Raw genomic sequence first — 18991 nt, forward strand, 5'->3', positions numbered from 1 at the left:
CATTAGTTTATGATTTTTATTTTGGCTCCTTCTACCAAATTAATCTGCCCACTGGTGATAACTTGTTGATTTTCTTTCAGACCGCTAATTATTTCTACCTGATCTCCGATTATTCTACCAGAAACTACATTGATCAATTTTGCTGTTCCATTTTCAACTATATAGACCTGATTAGAGCTTACTCCGTTTACAAAAGCTTGCATCGGGATGGTTAACATTGGTTTTGCATCGAGCGGATTTTCTGAGTCAGAAAAAATTGCCGTTCCGTACATTCCTGCCTTTAGACTTCCGTCATTATTTACTTCGATATCAACAGGGAAATTTAATGCTCCATTTGCTTTTGGTGCTATAAATTTCACTTTTCCTACGTACGATTTATCAGGATATACGCTTACATTAATCGGAATTGTTTGCCCGACTTTTAGTTTAGCAACTTGGCTTTCATCGACCATAACTTTGAGTTTTAATCGAGAAACATTCACCAGATCAAACATCGGTGTTCCTGGCCCTACAACCGAGCCTGGTTCTATGTATTTTTTATTGACAATTCCCGATATCGTTGCGCGAACATTGGTATCAGAAATTCGTAAACCTAATGATTTTACTGCTGCTTGTGCATTTTTCAACTGTAAACGCGAATGATCCAGTTGTTGTTTAGTTACACCACCAGTTTTATAAGCATTCTCGTACCGTTGATTATCTATTATCGCATTTTGCAAATTATTCTGAGCTTGCGTAAGATCAACCTCTATCTGATCTTTTTTGATGATTGCTAAGGTTTGCCCGACTTTCACGTAGCTCCCTTCATCGACCAAAACCCGCGTTACACGACCAGCAATTTCCGAAGGGAAAGATAGTTCTTGTATTGGCTCGAAATTTCCATTCGATCGATAGTCATCTACCAGATTGGTCCATTTTACCGAGGTTACATTTACATTTATCTGATCGATTTTTTCGGTTACCAAAGCGATTTCTTTTTGTTTACTTTGTTTATTGTGGTAAATAATATATGCGCCTCCAGCTAATAAGGCTACCACGATGAGAAGAGTTATAATTTTTTTCACGGTATGATTACTTTAAGTTTGATGATGAAATTAGAGAGTGTAATTCTCCTTTTGATTTGATAAGTGCCACTTCGGCAATTTTATACTCTAGCAATGCGTTCGAATGATTATTTCTTGCATCGGTCAATGCATTTTCGGCATCGATAATTTCTGTAAGAGATGCTAAACCTTGCTGATAATTGGCTTGCGTATTGCTCAGAACCTTTTCGGCCAAAGCAACATTTTCTTTTTGGATCTCAACGCTTTGTATTGCGTTTTCTATCTGTGCTTTTGCATTGTGATATTCTAGACTGAGAGCTAATTTAGTTTCGTTGATTTGCTCTTCGATATCGAGTAAATCCACTTCTGCTTGTTGAATTTTTGCTTTTGTAGATCCTCCTGTAAATATCGGAATCGAAACATTGATACCCAATGTTGCCATATCCGACCACATAAATTCTTTAGAAAACATAAACTTATCACCAAAACCTTGGTAACCATAGTTTGCTGATAAACCTACCGTAGGATACAAATTTGCTCGTTCGGCTTCTTTGGCAAAGCCCAACAATTCTTTTTGTTTACTCAGTAATTGATATTCGGTTCTGTTTTCTACAATTGCTTCTTCGCTTACCAAGAGCGGATTGGTCTCTATCGCTTGTTCTTCTAAAACTATTGTTTGATCGATAGGATATCCCATATAAAACTTCAGTGCATTTTTACTAATTTCTACAGCATTGATCAATTGTTGTTTTGCCGAAGAAATATTGTTCAACTGTACCATTATTCGATCGAGATCGATTGGTCTTGCCAATCCATTCTCTACCAAACTTTTGATAATTTCACGAACACGGTTGGTATTCTCGTAACTAATATCAATAGTTTTTAGTTTTTCTTCTTGTACAAATACCTGATAATACGCAGTAGCCACTCGTTCTATGACTTGCTCATCGGTAAGATCTGCATTGATCTGATAGAATTCTCGAGTAGATTTTGCAGCTTTCAACCCAGTAAAAACGCGTTGATCAAAGATGGTTTGATAGACATTAATCCCAGTATTCGCATTCCAGGTTTGACCAATTTTTATCACCATTGTTTGCCCATTCATACTCAACGAAGTTTCTTGTATCAACGGATTATATTGCAAACCAGCATTCGCTTTGATTTGTGGTAAAGCTCCTGCCCGTGCTTCATCTATTTTGAAATCGGCTTTTTTTATGGCCAAATCTGCTCGTTTTGCATCGGCTTTATTTTCTAGAGCATACGTAATTGCTTCTTCTAAAGAAACGGGTTCTTGTGCTTGGACATGTCCAAAAAACAAGAAAAATACACTTACTATTGTTGATTTGATTTGTTGCATCTTTTTGTTTATGATTGGAAAAGAGTTTGCAGAATAATTTCTTTCCTTTCTGATAAAATCCTCTCGAATTCTTCATCTGTTATGTGCAACGAATGCTGAAGTAACGGTCGGATTGATGAAGGAAAATTGATAAGAGAAATCATATTTAATAAAAACTGAATCGGCTCCATTTTGGCTATAGTTCCTTTTTCCATTTCTTCTTCTACTCTTTGCAGAAACATAGTAGTCATTTCTTCTACATGATCGGGTTGCGAGTAACAAATTTTATTGTTCATCTGCGTCACGATATATATATCGAGATACGGAAATTGTAAAGCAATTGATAGAGAATCATCAATATACTCGGCTACCATCTCTCTAAAATCTAGTGTATTATCGGCAATCACATTCGTTTTATTGATATTTGTTATCCGAGCTTCATTGAAAATAATCTCGAATAAATTATCCCTCGATCGAAAATAATAGTTTATCAGGGTTCTATTAACTCCCGCTTCATCGGCAATTTCTTGGGTAGTGGCATGAAATTTTCCTTCACCAAAAAACATTCGTTTGGCAGTGTTTTTTATAATTTCTTCGGTTTGATCTTTCATTATTTAGTAATTAACAAAAATGTTAGACAAAATTATTAAGAATATTTCGATTTGACAAATTTGTTAATTTATTTTCAGGTTTCCTACCTCCAATTAAGCATTTCAGCAAACATTTCTGTAAATTTGTTCCATGACAAATGTATATGACCTAATCATTGTAGGTGCTGGCCCAATTGGTCTTGCATGTGCAATAGAAGCCAAACAAAATAATCTCAGTTATCTTGTTCTAGAAAAAGGAACTTTGACCAATAGTTTATACAATTATCCTTTGTATATGACTTTTTTTTCGACAGCAGAGCGACTAGAAATTGGCGGGATACCGTTTAATTGTATTTCTCCGAAGCCAGGGCGTCAAGAAGCACTCGAATATTATCGAAATATTCATCGCTATCATCAATTTAATTTACATCTATATGAAGAGGTAGAAGACATCAAGAAAAAAAATAATATCTTTCAGGTTCAGACCTCGAAAACATCCTACCAATGTAAACATGTAATTTTGGCTACAGGTTTTTACGATCATCCTATTCTGATGAATATTCCTGGTGAAAATTTGCCAAAAGTTCATCATTACTATAAAGAAGCTCACCCCTACTCTTTTTTGAATGTAGTTGTGGTTGGAGCGAATAATTCTGCTGTGGATGCTGCCTTGGAGTGTTATAGAAAAGGTGCAAAAGTGACTATGGTAATTCGCGGAAAAGGGTTTACCAATAGTTTAAAATACTGGGTAAGGCCCGATATAGAAAATCGTATTGCAGAAGGTTCTATCAAAGCACATTTCGAATCTACTTTGCAAGAAGTGAAAGAGAATTCGGTTTTGATCCATACGCCGAAGGAGATAATAGAACTGAAAAATGATGTTGTTTTGGCCATGACTGGTTATCAACCAAATTTTGCTTTGCTCGAGAATATTGGCATTGAGTTGAGTACCGATGGGCTAAAAACCCCTAGCTATAACCCAGAAACTATGGAAACAAATATCGATGGATTATTTTTAGCTGGTGTCGTTTGTGGAGGTCTACAAACAAATATTTGGTTCATAGAAAACTCTAGAATACACGCAGAACAAATTATCAATTCTATAAAAAACAAATCATGCTAGATTTATTCGGGCAAGCCATAAAAGATTATTACGAGCATAAAAGCAAAGGAATGCTACGAACAGAAACGAACATTTCTGAGATGGATGATTTCCCGATGGAAATCTTATTTCGTTCTTATGAACAGATGAACAAATTAGAACAAAAAGCTCTAGAATTAGCATATGGAAAAGTAGCAGACATTGGCTGTGGTACTGGTTCTCACAGTTTATATTTGCAAAACGAGCGCCACTTGGATGTTACGGCAATTGATATTTCTAGGAATGCAACCGAGGTTGCAAAAAACAGAGGCGTAAGAAAAGTAATTTGTATGGATTATATGGAATTGTCGAATGAAGTTTTTGACACAATTTTGTTAATGATGAATGGTTCTGGACTTTTCAGAAGTCTAGATGCTATTGATTTTCATTTACAGAAACTTCATCAATTATTATCACCAGAAGGCTCTATTTTTCTTGATAGCACAGATATTCTCTATATGTATAACCAAGATTTGGGTAAAGAATACGAGTTGCCTTTTTCTAAGAAATACTATGGAGAAGTAGAATTTACTGTCCATTATGGTAATCAGAAGGAGAATTTTCCTTGGATATATTTAGACAAAAATACTTTAGAAAATGCTGCTTATAACAACTATTTCTATTCAGAAGTTATTTTAGAAGATGAATTTTCTTTTTTAGCAAAACTCACGAAAATTTAATTTTTTATTTATGGAAGGTCATTTGCCTAAACTTATAATAGATTTAGCACTCATACTATGTACGGGCGCCATTACTACACTGATATTCAAAAGAATCAATCAACCCTTAGTATTAGGCTATATCATTGCAGGTTTTTTGGTTGGCCCTTATTTTCAATATTTACCGAATGTTACAGATCCAGAAAATGTAGAAATATTAGCTAAAATTGGCGTAATTTTTTTGCTCTTTAGTTTAGGATTAGAATTCAGTTTCAAAAAACTACTCAAAGTTGGCGGTGCTGCTTCCATTACAGCTTTAGTAGAAATTGTTTTCATCCTTATGGTTGGGTATTTCGTAGGTACAGCCATGGGGTGGGGCAAAATGGATAGCTTATTTTTGGGTGGGCTATTAGCCAGCTCATCTACCACAATTATCATCCGAGCTTTTGAAGAATTGGGATTAAAACGAAAAAAGTTTGCCAATGTTGTTTTTGGTATACTTATCGTAGAAGACATTGTAGTGATTTTACTCATGGTAATGCTCTCAACCTTAGCTGTTAGTCAACAGTTCGACGGAACAGAGATGCTCTCTTCTTTTGTTAATTTATTATTTTTCTTAGTCCTCTGGTTTGTAGCAGGAATATTCCTTATCCCCAGTCTTTTGCGAAATGTGAAAAAACATCTCGATGATGAAGCCCTCTTAATCCTATCGATAGGATTGTGTTTCGGTATGGTTTATATTGCAGATTTAGCAGGATTTTCAATCGAACTGGGAGCATTCGTTATGGGATCCATTCTAGCAGAAACGGTTTTTGCAGAAAAAATAAATACCACTATTGCCTCTGTAAAAAATCTATTTGCCACGATTTTCTTTATTTCTATCGGAATGATGATTAACCCAAGTTCTATGTACGAATATAAAGGCGCAATTTTTATCGTTACGCTTTTAACAATTTTCGGCAAATTATTATTCACTGGTTTAGGTGCTTTAATATCAGGACAACCCTTAAAACAATCTGTACAGGTAGGAATGAGTATGGCACAAATTGGTGAATTTGCTTTTATCGTAGCCGGCTTGGGACTAACCTTGGGCGTAACAAGTGATTTTCTTTTTCCTGTTGCAGTAGGTGTATCTGCAGTTACAACTTTTACAACGCCCTATTTGATAAAACTATCCGAGCCAACCTACAATTATTTAGAAAAGCATCTACCCAAAAATATTCTACTTGCTATCTCTAAATATTCATCGGATACACAACATATCCAAGACGAAGGAAGCTGGAAGAAAAATCTCCAAAAAACATTCTTCACTATCATTATCAATGTTGTATTGATTATTGCGATTACTTTAAGTATCAAGTATTATATCTTACTTTATTTGTATGATTATACAAAACCAAACGTTGCGCATATTATAGCTTTTGTATTAAGCTTATTGATTTCTAGTCCATTTCTTTGGGCAATTTTAGGCGATCGGCCATCTAACAAAGAATTATATAAATTATGGAATCAATCAACCTATAACAGAGGACCAATTCTTATCATTACTATAATCAGAAGTATTATTCTTATCGTACTAATATTGTTTATTTATAACCAATTTTTCAGCAATGTATTGATCGGAATTATCTTGACAATCCTTTTACCAGTAATTATTTATACAGTCAGTCCTGGACTTAGAAATTATTATAAAACCTTTACATCTCATTTTATTTTTAATCTGAATGAACGTGAAAACCAAGAACAAGAAAGACTAAAACAAGAAAAAATAGATAACACAAACCATTACCAACATACGTGGGATAACACCCATATATCCGAAATTACCTTACCAAAACATATCGATTTTGTCGGCAAAACTCTAGAAACCTTAAACTGGCGAAAACGCTTCAATATCAATATTGCCTACATCAAACGAGGAGATCATACTATTGCAATACCCAAAAGCAACGATGTTTTGTTCTCTAATGATATCATTGGCATTATCGGTACAGATGAGCAAATACAAGGCTTTGAGAATTACATCAATTCAATCGAACAAATTATACAAGCAGAAACACCTTCTACCGAACTCAATGTTATTATAGACAAAATATCTGTACCAACTGATTTAGCTGCAGAAAATTGCAAAAATGTAGGTTGGATAAAAGACAATGCCAACGGATTAGTAGTAGCGATAGAAAGAAAAGATGGAGATATGATTTATAATCCAGACGGTAATATCCCAATCTATACTGGGGATTATATTACGATAGTGGCTGATAAAAATAATCTAAAAGAATTTATACAAAAGAATCAACTGAATTAGTGACTCGGAAGATTATCCATATCGATATGGATGCATTTTATACATCGGTTGAGCAGCGAGATCACCCAGAACTTCGTGGCAAATGCATTGCTGTCGGGAGTAGTTCTGATCGTGGAGTTGTAGCTACAGCAAGCTACGAAGCTAGACGATACGGTGTACGTTCTGCCATGCCTTCTGCTGTAGCGAAGAGAAAATGTCCACAACTTATTTTTGTAAAAGGAAATTTTGCTGCATACAAAGAAGTTTCGAATCAAATAAAAAAAATTTTTGCAGAATACACTGACCTAATCGAGCCACTATCACTGGATGAAGCGTATTTAGATGTAACTCATAATCACCCGAATATCGAATATGCTACGACGATTGCCAAAGAAATTAAACAAAAAATAAAAGAAACAACAAAGCTCACTGCTTCGGCTGGCGTTTCTTTCAATAAATTTTTAGCTAAAATTGCATCCGATTATCGTAAACCAGACGGTTTGTTTGTCATCACACCCAAAATGGCCGAAAAATTTGTAGAAGAATTACCTATCGAAAAATTTTACGGAATTGGGAAACAGACTGCACAACGGATGCGAATGATGAATATAGAAACCGGGAAAGACCTAAAAAAACTTTCCTTGGAAAAAATCCTTCGAGAATTCGGAAAATCGGGTTTGTATTATTACAATATCGCTCGTGCAATTGACCACCGAGAAGTGAAAAGTCATCGCATCAGAAAATCGATCGGGACAGAAAATACCTTTGTTACCGATTTGAATGATCTACAAGAACTGAAGAAACGTCTTATTCCGATGATCGAAGAAGTGTGGATGTGGACTGTGAAAAACCAAACGTATGGTAGAACAATTACCCTGAAAATGAAGTTCAATGATTTTCAAGTGAGCACAAAAAGTAAAACGTTTTTATTTTCAATTCAAGATGCTCAACTTTTCAAGCAAGCAGCTTTAGAGTTATTGCAAGAAGCTTATACTCCTTTTCGACCTGTACGACTTATCGGAATTTCCTTAAGTAATCTAGACCACAACAAACTATATGGCGAACAATTGCGTATAGAATTTCCTCAAGATTAGAACAATCTTTGCTTACAGCCTTTTCTTTTTTTATAATTACATTTATCAAAAATTGTAACTAAATATGAAAAAAATTCTACTATTTGCTTTAAACTTTTTTGTTTGTAACAGCTATGCACAAACTACTAAAATTTCTTTCGAAGAGAATGAAGGCTTCATAAGCGGCCCGCTCAACAACCAAAAAGGTTGGTTTGCTTACCATATAGTCGACGATGATTTTGTTGCCTACGATGGTGGAGAAATCAGCAAAGAAAAGCAATCGGACGGAGAGAACTCTCTTTACCTTATTCCAACATCTACCTTTGGCTTCAAAGGGGTTCTTAACAAAGTTTCACCAATATATGATCGAACCAAAATTTCGATGGATATTTTTTTAGAACCCAAAAGTTCAGATTTGATGTCGGATATTGTTTTGAGTCTAAAAAACCAAGATTCTCTTGCTCTGGCTTCGATTAATTTTAGTGGTTTTGATGATAAAATTTATGCGGGAGTTGGGGACTTTTTAGAAGAAATTCCGAATTCTTCTTTCGAAACAAACCAATGGTTAAATGTGACTTTCGAAATTGATCAAACAAAAAAGAACTCAAAAATATACTTAGAAAGCACCAAAATTTTAGACAATTCTTTTGCACCTTTTGGTGGGGAGTTGAGTTTTTTCGATTTGTTTATGATTGATTTAGGAACGAGTTTTTACATTGATAATATCAGAATCTCTCAATTAGATATCCTATCGACAAATGAAAATTCTTCTACAGAATTGGAGATTTATCCGAATCCAAGTCATGATTATATCCATCTAAAAACCAAGGAAAAAGTCGAGACTTTGCTTTTATTTGATGCGTATGGTAAATATATTTCATCGCCCAAAACAAACCAACAAACCATTGATATTCAACATTTAGAAAACGGAATTTATTATTTACAACTCAAAACTCCTGATTCGGTAATTATCAAACGAATTATCAAAAAGTAAAAAAATAGGGAACGAAAAAAGGGTAGAAAAATTTCTACCCTTTTTTATCTTGACACTTAATATTAGATGCTAATTTTTTATCAACGTTGTCACTTCAGAATTTCCATTACTGAAGAATGTTTTTACTATATATTTACCTTTTTTTAGGTTTGCAACATTCATAACAACGGTATTCGACTCTGGCCTAATATTTAGAACCTCATTTCCAATGATAGAATATATAGCGATTGAGTTTACTTTCGTTGAAACTTTAGAAGCATTCACAGTTATCTGATTAGTAGCAGGATTGGGAGAGATCAACACAACTTTCTCCTCGTTCTGCAAAGACATTGGATTATGACGAGTACCTGTCTGTGCAGATAATTGTGTGATTCCTATAAATATATAAAATATAAAAAATATAATGTTTCTCATACACTACGGCATTATCATTCCAAATATAATGAAATTTGATTAATATTTATATATTATTCCAAATAATATACCAATTATTTAATTTATTCTTTCTTGGGAACGATTATACAAAGTCATATCCGCTAATACCAAGGCCGTCATTGCATCTACAATCGGCACAGCTCTCGGAACAACACATGGATCATGACGACCTTTCCCAATAAAAGTTGTTAATTCGTTATTTTGGTCAATCGTTTCTTGTACTTGCATCAAAGTAGCAACAGGCTTAAAAGCTATTTTGAAATAAATAGGCATTCCGTTTGAAATTCCACCTTGTATACCGCCCGAGAAATTTGTTTTCGTTCGCATATTTGGCAAAAAAAGATCATTTATTTGAGAACCTTTCTTTGTAATAGCATCAAAACCCACTCCATATTCGAAACCCTTTACTGCATTGATACTCATCATTGCATGGGCTAAACGCGCATGCAATTTATCGAATATTGGCTCTCCTAAACCAACCGGTACATTCTCTACAACGCAAGTAATTTCGCCTCCAATCGTATCGCCTTCTTTTCTGATTTGTTTAATATATTCAATCATTTGATCGGCAATATCATCATCAGGACAACGAACAATCGAATGATCTATTTTTTGAAGATCAAGTTCTTGAAAAGATTTTTCTGTTCTGATAGTCCCCACAGCCGAAACATATGAACGAATAGAAATTTCTGGTATAATATGTTTTGCAATTCCACCAGCAACTACCCAATTTGCGGTTTCACGGGCAGAGGCTCTACCGCCACCGCGATAATCGCGATGCTGATATTTCTTATGATAAGTAAAATCGGCATGAGATGGTCGATAAACATCTTTGAGATGGTCGTAGTCTTTGGATTTTTGGTCATTATTAGGAATTAAAAATCCAATAGGAGCACCTGTAGTTTTTCCCTGGAAAATACCAGAAAGAAACTGCACTTGATCCAGCTCTTTTCTTTGGGTAACAATTGCTGATTGTCCTGGTTTTCGTCTATCCAATTGATGCTGAATATAATCAAAATCCAAAACAATATTGCTCGGACAGCCACTCAACACACCGCCAATTGCGGGACCGTGACTTTCTCCGAATGTAGTTAATTGCAAAAGCTTACCAAGTGTACTCAAAACTTATTTTTTGTATTTATAGACAAAAGAATTGATATTCATACTTGCCCCAACCGAAGCAAATAATAGATAATCATCCTTATGAAATTCGTGATTACCTAACTCTTTCTTTTCTATTAAATCGTACATAATCGGAATCGTAGATACCGAAGTGTTACCAAGTTTTTGTACAGTCATCGGATCTATAGTTTCTGGGACTGGTGTGTCGTATAATTTATAGAAACGCTCGATCATTGCATGGTCCATCTTAGCATTTGCTTGATGAAGAAGGATTTTTGATAGTTTATCGATAGGCACTTTTGCATCTTCTAGAGTTTCCTTTAGTGCATTCGGTACATTGCGAAGCGCAAATTCGTACACCTTTCTTCCTTTCATTCGAATATTTTTATTCGAACCTACATAATCGCTTTTTAATGACGGACCGTTTACTAAGTAATGTAATTCTTCACCCGTATAGCTTAATGTATTGTATGCTATTACTCCATATTTCTCATCGGCCTCTTCTCTAGACAGTACGACTGCCCCCGAACCATCTGCAAAAATCATTGCGGTACGATCATGTGGATCCACTGCTCGAGAAAGAGTATCTGAACCAATGACCAAAACATTTTTAGCATTCCCACCCTGAATTAATTGGTGGCCTAAAATGATTCCTTCTACCCAACCTGGACAACCAAAAATCATATCGTAAGGGCGACATTTCAGGTTTTTGATGCCTAAATTATGTTTTACTTTAGAAGACATTGATGGCATCATATCGATTTGTCTCGAAACCGGATCTATATCCCCAAAGTTCTGAGCTACAATAATATAATCGATAGTTTCTTTATCTATTTGTGCATCTTCTATTGCTTTTTGGGCAGCAAAAGTGGCAATATCAGAATTGAGATATTGATCATCAACGTAACGACGCTCCTCGATTTCGGTAATTTCTTGAAATTTCTTAATGATTTCTTCTCCTGGTTTTTCTATACGAACACCATTTTCATCATAAAACTCATAACCCAAAAAATACGAATTATCGATAACTTTTTCTGGGATATATCGTCCACTCCCTTTTATAACGGAATTTATCATTTGGATTTTTTACTATTAAATTAAAGCGAAAAAATAAGAGCAAATATAAGGAATTATCTCATGGTAGGAAAAAATAGATGATCTTGATTTTTTGGATTAGTAAAGTATGCCTATTTTTACAGCATGAAAAAAAATCCAGCTTTCGTAGGTTTTTTGTTGGTATTGTCTATTCTAGGCATCATTTTACTTGTCTATTTTAATATATTAGACAAAAAAAATGGCTATGTAGTCGCTAATCCATCCAACAAACAACTGGTGATACATGTTGATGATCAACAATATACCATTGCACCACAACAAAATGTCCGTGTCTCGATCGAAAAAGGTCCTCATCGTATAAAATATAATCATCTTGGCGAGGAAATAGACACAATTATCGATATTAATCGCAGTAATGGCTTAATAAACCCTACCAGAACCACCTATTATACTTTTTCTCGTCCGTATGGTTTTCGAGAAAATGTAGATTCACTTTTTCGTTCTACGCATGTTACGATAGACAATAAAGTTTATTTTGGTAAAATAGTAAAATCGGATCGTTTATACATCGAAAACTTTTATTACAATTTGGATGAAAATTATCCGAAAGTTTTTTTAAAAAGTGACAAAGAAACCAATTTAACGAAAATCTTCAATGAGGAAGACTTCAAGCAATTTTATTTTGAAAATTACGAATAATCTACAATGGCAAATCATGATAATATAAAACCTTACGAAGGATCTAATCTTACAAAAAAGAAGCAAGTAGAACAGATGTTCGATGCTATATCGCCGAAATATGATTTATTAAACCGCGTTTTGTCTGGAGGAATAGACATACAATGGCGCAAAAAAGTTATCAAAATCATCCAACAAACCAAACCCGAAACAGTACTAGATATTGCTACGGGAACAGGTGATTTAGCAATTATGATGGCAAAACACACCAATGCAAAAATTACAGGACTCGATTTGTCTGCCGGCATGTTAGAAGTCGGACGGAAAAAAGTTGCCATGGAAAAACTACAAAATAGAATAGAATTGATTCTTGGTGATTCTGAAAATCTACCTTTCCCAGATAATAGCTTCGATTGTGTGACGGTTTCTTTTGGTGTACGAAATTTCGAAAATTTAAAAAAAGGATTAGCCGAAATCAGACGCGTTTTGAAACCTGGTGGAACCTTTGTAATTTTAGAATTCTCGTACCCTTCTAAATTCCCAATGAAACAATTGTATTCTTTTTATTCTTCTACCCTTTTACCACTTGTAGGACGTTTGGTATCAAAGGATCAGAGTGCATATACATATTTACCCGAATCCATAAGCGCTTTCCCACAAGGAGAAGAAATGAAATCAATCCTAAAAGATGTCGATTTCATGCATCCGAAAGATTATCGATTGACATTTGGGATTGCAAGTATTTATAGTGCTGTAAAATAAAATTTAATTATCTTCGTTCCGAATAATGTTATGAAACATAGATTACTCTTACTTATCGTTTTGGTTAGTGCTTATAGTTTTGGGCAATTTCGTCCGAACTATGACAAGCAATGGAACAGAGAATTTACCGACCTGAAGAAATATTCTTTTGGTTTTTATATTGGTACCAATCTTATGTCGTATAAAGTTGTACCGAAGAAATTTATCAATAATGCCAACCCAACTGATGATGGTACAACCAACTATGGACAAGTATACTTGGCACAAGAAAACTCTCCAGGAATATCGGTTGGATTAATCGGGCGTATGCGTGTGAATGATTTTATCGACCTGAAAACTGAACCAGGTTTGCATATATCAGAAAGAACCTTATATTTTAGAAACGTAGGTTTGGAAAACACCAATGACTTGCAAAGAGATGTGAAAGCCACCTATGTAGAAGTACCAATTTTGGTTAATTTTCATGGAGATCGCTGGTTCAATACCCGCCCTTACTTACAAGCAGGATTTGGTTATGCAATGAACCTGCAAGCCAATGAAGATAAAACAGATGATAATTTAAGTGGTGTTTTTAGAACAACGAAAAACAACTTCAACTGGCAAGCCGAAATTGGTGCTGAATTATATTTCAAGAAATTCAAGATGACCCCTGCAATCAAAGGTGTTTTCTTTTTCAATAATGAGTTGGTACGTGATAATGACGAAATCGCCAATCCACAATACACTGGTACACTCTATGAACTAAAATCTAGAGGAGTATTCTTTAGTTTGAAATTTGAATAATAAGTTAACTACAAAATAACAATCATAAAACAATGAACTTTCAACTATCAGAAGAGCAGCAAATGATACAACAAGCCGCTCGCGACTTTGCAAAAACAGAACTTTTACCAGGAGTTATCGAGCGCGATGAGACCTCAACCTTTCCAACAGATGCTGTAAAGAAAATGGGCGAATTAGGATTTTTAGGGATGATGGTTGACCCGAAATACGGTGGAGCTGGTTTGGATAGTGTATCCTATGTTTTAGCGATGGAAGAAATTGCAAAAGTAGACGCATCTGCAGCAGTAGTCATGTCGGTAAACAACTCTTTGGTGTGCGCCGGAATGGAAAAATATTGTAACGAAGAACAAAAACAGAAATACTTGGTACCTTTAGCAAAAGGAGAAAAAATTGGTGCCTTTTGTTTATCAGAACCAGATGCAGGATCCGATGCAACTTCTCAGAAAACAACAGCAATCGACAAGGGAGATTATTACCTATTGAACGGAACCAAAAACTGGATCACAAACGGAGGTACCGCTTCTACTTATATAGTAATTGCCCAAACACACGAAGAAAAAGGGCATAGAGGTATAAACGCTTTTATTGTAGAAAAAGGCTGGGAAGGCTTCGAAATCGGACCAAAAGAACAAAAAATGGGTATCCGTGGATCGGACACACACTCACTTTTTTTTAATGATGTAAAAGTACCAAAAGAAAATAGAATTGGTGAAGATGGTTTTGGTTTCAAATTCGCGATGAATGTTCTAAATGGTGGACGAATTGGGATTGCATCTCAAGCCTTAGGGATTGCACAAGGTGCCTATGAATTAGCCTTAGAATATGCAAAAATTAGAAAAGCTTTCGGGACAGAAATTATCAATCACCAAGGTGTAGCGTTTAAGCTAGCAGATATGGCAACCAATATTACGGCAGCTAGAATGTTATGCTTAAAAGCAGCTGTAGAAAAAGACGAAGGAAAGGATATTTCAGAGTCTGGAGCAATGGCCAAGCTTTTTGCTTCTACTACTGCCATGTGGGTAACAACCGAAGCTGTACAAATCCATGGAGGAAATGGTTACGTACGAGAATACCACGTAGAACGCATGATGCGTGATGCCAAAATTACTCAGATATACGAAGGAACATCTGAAATACAGAAAATTGTAATTTCACGTTCTATCGCAAAAGGATAATTATTATCTTATCTATTAAAAATAAAAAAGGAACTCCCATGGAGTTCCTTTTTCTATTATATATCGTTCTGAATATAAAAACCTCATTAAATTTTTGGTTCTTGCTGACTTAGACAATGAAAACTGCCTAGACCCCATATAATTTCGGTAGAATCTATCCCAACAACTTTTCTATCTGGAAAACATTTTTGGATAATTTCTAATGCAATCGCATCTTTATCACATCGATATGTAGGCACAATCACCGATTTATTTGCAATATAGAAATTTGCATACGATGCTGGCAAGCGCTCACCTTCGCAATAAACTGCGTCTGGCATAGGCAATTGCACGACATTCAGCAAACGACCATCTTCCAACTTCATTTCATATAACTGTTTCAGATTGTTTTGCAACACCGCATAATTGTCATCCTCCTTGTCCTCCTCGACAACGCAAAGAACCGTATCTTCATTCACAAAACGAATGGTATCATCAATATGGCCATCTGTATCGTCTCCTACAATTCCGTCATCGACCCAGAGAACTTGCGAAACTCCATAGTAATTTCTCAAATACTCTTCGATTTGTTCTTGATTTAAGTGAGGATTGCGGTTAGGGTTTAATAAACAAGATTTCGAAGTAAGCACCGCTCCTGCTCCATTGAAGTCCACCGCTCCCCCTTCCATTATAATCTGAGGATAAAAAACAGGTAAATTTAATTTCTCTGCTACTTTGGTCGGGATAACATCATCTAAATCATACGGTGGATATTTTCCTCCCCAGGCATTGAAATCCCAATCAACGACAACTTTCTCTTTGGTTGCTCGATTTACTAAAAAAGCTGGTCCATGATCTCGACACCAAGCATCATTGGTTGGATGAATAAAATATTCTATCTGATCGAGATAAGCATCCGTTTTCTTGATATGAGCATCAGCAAAACGCATCATTTCTTCATCTACAACATTGATTCTCACAATCTCGCTTTTAGACAATTCGGCTATAAATTGTGCATATGCAGGATAAATCAAATGAATTCTATCGGGCCAAGACTCTTCTTTGTGTGGCCAAGATAGCCATGTCGCTTCGTGCTCTTCCCATTCTGCAGGAAAATGAAATCCTAAATCTTTTGGGTATTTTGTGGTATCGATTTTCGTCAATTTTCAGATATTTTATTACAGTAATTATTCTACTATTTCACTTTTCTACCATTGCTTGAATGGCATGTTTGGATTAATCTTCGTCTAAAAAACGTTTGGTTATTGGCTGATACGAGTCGATTCGACGATCACGCAAAAAAGGCCAGTGTTTACGGAAAAAGTCAGACTCGGTAAGATCTACCTCCACCACTTCTGTCTCTTCTTCTTCATGAGAGGCTAAATACAATAATTTTCCTTGGGCATTGGTTACGAAAGATCCACCCCAGAATTTCATAGCACCATCTTGTTCAAAACCTACACGATTCACTGAAACAACTGGCACACCATTGGCTACGGCATGCGATCGCTGAATCGTTTGCCATGCATCGTACTGATCTTTATTGGTTTCTTCGTCTTGGTCGGTTGCCCAGCCAATTGCAGTCGGATAAAACAAAATCTCTGCTCCCATTAAACTTGTAATTCTTGCTGCTTCTGGGTACCATTGATCCCAACAAATCAATACGCCAATTTTCCCGAATTTGGTCTGAAAGGTTTTGTACCCTAAATCTCCTGGCGTAAAATAGAACTTCTCGTAAAAAGCAGGATCATCTGGGATATGCATTTTTCTATATTTCCCCAAATATGTCCCATCGGCGTCTAGAACTGCTGTGGTATTATGGTATAATCCTTCTGCTCTTTTCTCGAACAATGAGGCTATCACGACAACTCCTTTCTCTTTGGCAACATCAGCCAATGCATTGGTTGATGGACCGGGGATAGACTCGGCCAAATCGAAGTTGTCATAATCTTCTACATCGCAAAAGTAGAGTGAAGTAAACAACTCTTGTAAACAAACGATTTGTGCTCCTTTATCTGCTGCTTCGCGAACTTTTTGTATAGCTTTTTGTAAATTTTCTTCTTTGTTTGCCGTGCAACTCATCTGAACTACACCAATTTTTACTTTTGACATTTGCCTAATTTTTTTGGATTAATCGTATGTAACAAAAATACATATTTTTTTAGAGTAAAACTTCTTTCTTGTTTACATCTCTTTTTTTAGATACTACCTATAGTAAAGTAAATTTATAAACATAAAAACCTTTACAATTTTATGATATAGAAACAATAGAACAAATATTTATTATAAAAAATCACAAATTGGCATAAAATTTGACACAATATAATTAACAATTTTATAAACATTATCAATAGAATAAATCACTAAAAATCAATTCATTCTCGACAATTTTTAAGATTTTTTTATAATAATTTTATCATTTTCCATTTCTTCTTTATAGAAATTATGGATTATTTTTGATTTTTATAAAATTGTTGGAGAATGAAAAAATTAATACTTACTGCTTTTTTTACGACTACAACTCTACTAAATGCTCAGTCTGCCGAATCTGTAGAATCTTTCATTTTGAATGCAAACTTCAAAACATGAAGTCATTTGCAGCAAATACAAACCAATCTTCTCTCAAATATTCTGCACCTTCTAAAGTTTACGTAAAAGATAATATTACATATAAAGATCATGTGTTCGAGGCCTCATCTTTTAGCGTTCCTTTGATTACCGATTATTTTCATATGGATGAATTGATTGCTCAACACAAGTTGGTAAACGTCCCCGAAGAAGGAGAGGGTTATATCATCCAAAAACTTACGCATAGCCGTGCAGTCTTAATCGAACCTGCTCTGGTAGTTTTAGAAGAAATATCTACTCGTTTCTATGCAGAAAACAATCGTAAGCTTAGTATTTCATCGTTGACACGCACACAAGAAACACAGTCTAAATTGAGACGAGTGAATAGTAATGCTGCCAAAGGAAATAGCTCGCATGAATACGGTGCTGCCTTTGATATTTCTTATTCGCAATACGATAATATAAGAGGCAGGAACTACACCCTAGAAAGTAAACTTCAGGCAATCTTAGATGATTTGGTTGCACAAGGAAAAATATACTATATAAAAGAAAGAAGACAACCTTGTTTTCATGTAACCGTTCGAAACCCGCATTTGGTTTATCCTGAAATGCTAGAAGAAGATCATTATCATGAAGTCTAAAATATAAAACGTAAAGGCCAACAAACCTGAAGTGTTATCGCTCCTTTACTTTTTTTTGTATGTTTGTGAATAATAATTGAATTAGAGATGTACAGATTCGGAGCAATACTTTGTTTTTTATGCTTAACCTCATTCTGTTTTTCGCAAGCAAAAGTAGAACCTAGCAAGGAGTATTTACTACATCTAGATGCTGCTAAATCGCATGGAGTAACTCTTATCAAAGACCAAAAACAGCTCAATCGTCTAATCAGTAAAGGAAGTTTGGTAAAAGTGAAACAAAGAGGATACGGTTATCGCGTAACCGATCTTACCCATAGCCACCCCTATTTAGTCCCGCAAGCAAACAAAATAGTAGCAGATATTGCACGAGAATTTGTTCGGATCACAGGACAAAATTTCTTTGTTGTAACTTCGCTTACCAGAACGTTAGAAGATCAGAAACGTTTACGAAAAGTAAATTCGAATGCATCTGTGAATGATAGTTCACATAATTTTGGTGCTGCTTTTGATATTTCGTATGTCCGATTTAATCATCAACTTCAACACAATAAAAAACTAGAAAAACACTTAGAAGATGTTTTGCAGAGTTTTGTGCGTGCAGGAAAGATATTCTACGTGAAAGAAAATAAAATCAAGTGTTTTCATGTAATTGTTCGGCAATAAGCCTTG

19 protein-coding genes are annotated in these 18991 nt (G+C 35.2%); 11 read left to right on the top strand and 8 right to left on the bottom strand.

Translation table 11 applies throughout. The annotated features are described in order from the left end of the window. Window positions 1-2: 2 nt before the first annotated feature. From HMPREF2660_RS08310 to HMPREF2660_RS08320, 3 genes are read right to left on the bottom strand one after another with little or no spacing between them, the layout of a single operon-like run. A complete protein-coding gene (locus HMPREF2660_RS08310; RefSeq protein ID WP_041942151.1) occupies window positions 3-1064 on the bottom strand; it encodes an efflux RND transporter periplasmic adaptor subunit in 1062 nt (353 codons plus the stop codon). A gap of 7 nt (window positions 1065-1071) precedes the next feature. Continuing rightward, entirely contained in the window at window positions 1072-2400 is a 1329-nt protein-coding gene (locus HMPREF2660_RS08315) for a TolC family protein (RefSeq protein WP_013598878.1), read from the bottom strand. 8 nt (window positions 2401-2408) lie between these two features. Beyond that, complete coding sequence (locus tag HMPREF2660_RS08320; RefSeq protein ID WP_070486666.1) at window positions 2409-2990, bottom strand: TetR/AcrR family transcriptional regulator; 582 nt, start codon at window positions 2988-2990, stop codon at window positions 2409-2411. Between the two features lie 130 nt (window positions 2991-3120). Here HMPREF2660_RS08320 and HMPREF2660_RS08325 point away from each other — a divergent pair, with 130 nt between their 5' ends. From HMPREF2660_RS08325 to HMPREF2660_RS08345, 5 genes are all read left to right on the top strand, one after another. After that, complete coding sequence (locus tag HMPREF2660_RS08325; RefSeq protein WP_013598876.1) at window positions 3121-4092, top strand: YpdA family putative bacillithiol disulfide reductase; 972 nt, start codon at window positions 3121-3123, stop codon at window positions 4090-4092. Further along, on the top strand, window positions 4086-4790 hold the full coding sequence (locus HMPREF2660_RS08330; protein ID WP_070486668.1) for a class I SAM-dependent methyltransferase: 705 nt from the start codon (window positions 4086-4088) through the stop codon (window positions 4788-4790). Before HMPREF2660_RS08325 ends, HMPREF2660_RS08330 begins: the two co-directional genes overlap by 7 nt. A gap of 10 nt (window positions 4791-4800) precedes the next feature. Continuing rightward, on the top strand, window positions 4801-7077 hold the full coding sequence (locus HMPREF2660_RS08335) for a cation:proton antiporter (protein ID WP_070486670.1): 2277 nt from the start codon (window positions 4801-4803) through the stop codon (window positions 7075-7077). Further along, window positions 7077-8150, top strand: coding sequence for a DNA polymerase IV (gene dinB / locus HMPREF2660_RS08340; RefSeq protein WP_083299109.1), 1074 nt, complete (start codon window positions 7077-7079; stop codon window positions 8148-8150). Before HMPREF2660_RS08335 ends, dinB begins: the two co-directional genes overlap by 1 nt. A gap of 64 nt (window positions 8151-8214) precedes the next feature. After that, complete coding sequence (locus HMPREF2660_RS08345) at window positions 8215-9123, top strand: T9SS type A sorting domain-containing protein (RefSeq protein ID WP_070486672.1); 909 nt, start codon at window positions 8215-8217, stop codon at window positions 9121-9123. 69 nt (window positions 9124-9192) lie between these two features. Here the strand turns inward: HMPREF2660_RS08345 and HMPREF2660_RS08350 are convergent, their stop codons facing one another. The 3 genes from HMPREF2660_RS08350 to HMPREF2660_RS08360 all read right to left on the bottom strand — a co-directional run bounded on the left by HMPREF2660_RS08350 (window position 9193) and on the right by HMPREF2660_RS08360 (window position 11757). Next, the gene (locus tag HMPREF2660_RS08350; RefSeq protein ID WP_221403272.1) at window positions 9193-9453 is read right to left on the bottom strand and encodes a T9SS type A sorting domain-containing protein; all 261 of its coding nucleotides are present in this window, start codon (window positions 9451-9453) and stop codon (window positions 9193-9195) included. A 162-nt stretch (window positions 9454-9615) separates the two neighbouring features. Then, window positions 9616-10680: a chorismate synthase gene (gene aroC / locus HMPREF2660_RS08355; protein ID WP_070486673.1), complete on the bottom strand. Its 1065-nt coding sequence runs from the start codon at window positions 10678-10680 to the stop codon at window positions 9616-9618. 3 nt (window positions 10681-10683) lie between these two features. Beyond that, complete coding sequence (locus HMPREF2660_RS08360; protein WP_013598869.1) at window positions 10684-11757, bottom strand: 3-oxoacyl-ACP synthase III family protein; 1074 nt, start codon at window positions 11755-11757, stop codon at window positions 10684-10686. Window positions 11758-11880: 123 nt separating this feature from the next. Here HMPREF2660_RS08360 and HMPREF2660_RS08365 point away from each other — a divergent pair, with 123 nt between their 5' ends. The 4 genes from HMPREF2660_RS08365 to HMPREF2660_RS08380 are packed head-to-tail and all read left to right on the top strand — an operon-like array spanning window position 11881 to window position 15134. After that, window positions 11881-12435 carry a hypothetical protein gene (locus HMPREF2660_RS08365; protein WP_013598868.1) on the top strand — a complete coding sequence of 185 codons (555 nt, stop codon included), beginning with the start codon at window positions 11881-11883 and terminating at the stop codon, window positions 12433-12435. Window positions 12436-12441: 6 nt separating this feature from the next. Next, a complete protein-coding gene (gene ubiE, locus HMPREF2660_RS08370) occupies window positions 12442-13176 on the top strand; it encodes a bifunctional demethylmenaquinone methyltransferase/2-methoxy-6-polyprenyl-1,4-benzoquinol methylase UbiE (protein ID WP_070486674.1) in 735 nt (244 codons plus the stop codon). A 30-nt stretch (window positions 13177-13206) separates the two neighbouring features. Beyond that, entirely contained in the window at window positions 13207-13959 is a 753-nt protein-coding gene (locus tag HMPREF2660_RS08375; RefSeq protein WP_070486675.1) for a type IX secretion/gliding motility protein PorT/SprT, read from the top strand. Between the two features lie 32 nt (window positions 13960-13991). Then, complete coding sequence (locus HMPREF2660_RS08380; protein WP_013598865.1) at window positions 13992-15134, top strand: acyl-CoA dehydrogenase; 1143 nt, start codon at window positions 13992-13994, stop codon at window positions 15132-15134. Between the two features lie 86 nt (window positions 15135-15220). On the opposite strand, the gene HMPREF2660_RS08385 is transcribed toward HMPREF2660_RS08380, so the two are convergent. Beyond that, the gene (locus tag HMPREF2660_RS08385) at window positions 15221-16276 is read right to left on the bottom strand and encodes an agmatine deiminase family protein (protein ID WP_013598864.1); all 1056 of its coding nucleotides are present in this window, start codon (window positions 16274-16276) and stop codon (window positions 15221-15223) included. A gap of 73 nt (window positions 16277-16349) precedes the next feature. Next, a complete protein-coding gene (locus tag HMPREF2660_RS08390; protein ID WP_070486676.1) occupies window positions 16350-17225 on the bottom strand; it encodes a carbon-nitrogen hydrolase in 876 nt (291 codons plus the stop codon). 473 nt (window positions 17226-17698) lie between these two features. Between HMPREF2660_RS08390 and HMPREF2660_RS08395 the strand changes: the two genes are divergently transcribed. Then, entirely contained in the window at window positions 17699-18322 is a 624-nt protein-coding gene (locus HMPREF2660_RS08395; RefSeq protein WP_070486677.1) for a DUF5715 family protein, read from the top strand. Between the two features lie 87 nt (window positions 18323-18409). Beyond that, entirely contained in the window at window positions 18410-18985 is a 576-nt protein-coding gene (locus HMPREF2660_RS08400; RefSeq protein WP_070486678.1) for a DUF5715 family protein, read from the top strand. Window positions 18986-18991: the final 6 nt, after the last annotated feature.

Source organism: Weeksella sp. HMSC059D05, assembly GCF_001809725.1.
GTDB lineage: Bacteria > Bacteroidota > Bacteroidia > Flavobacteriales > Weeksellaceae > Weeksella > Weeksella virosa.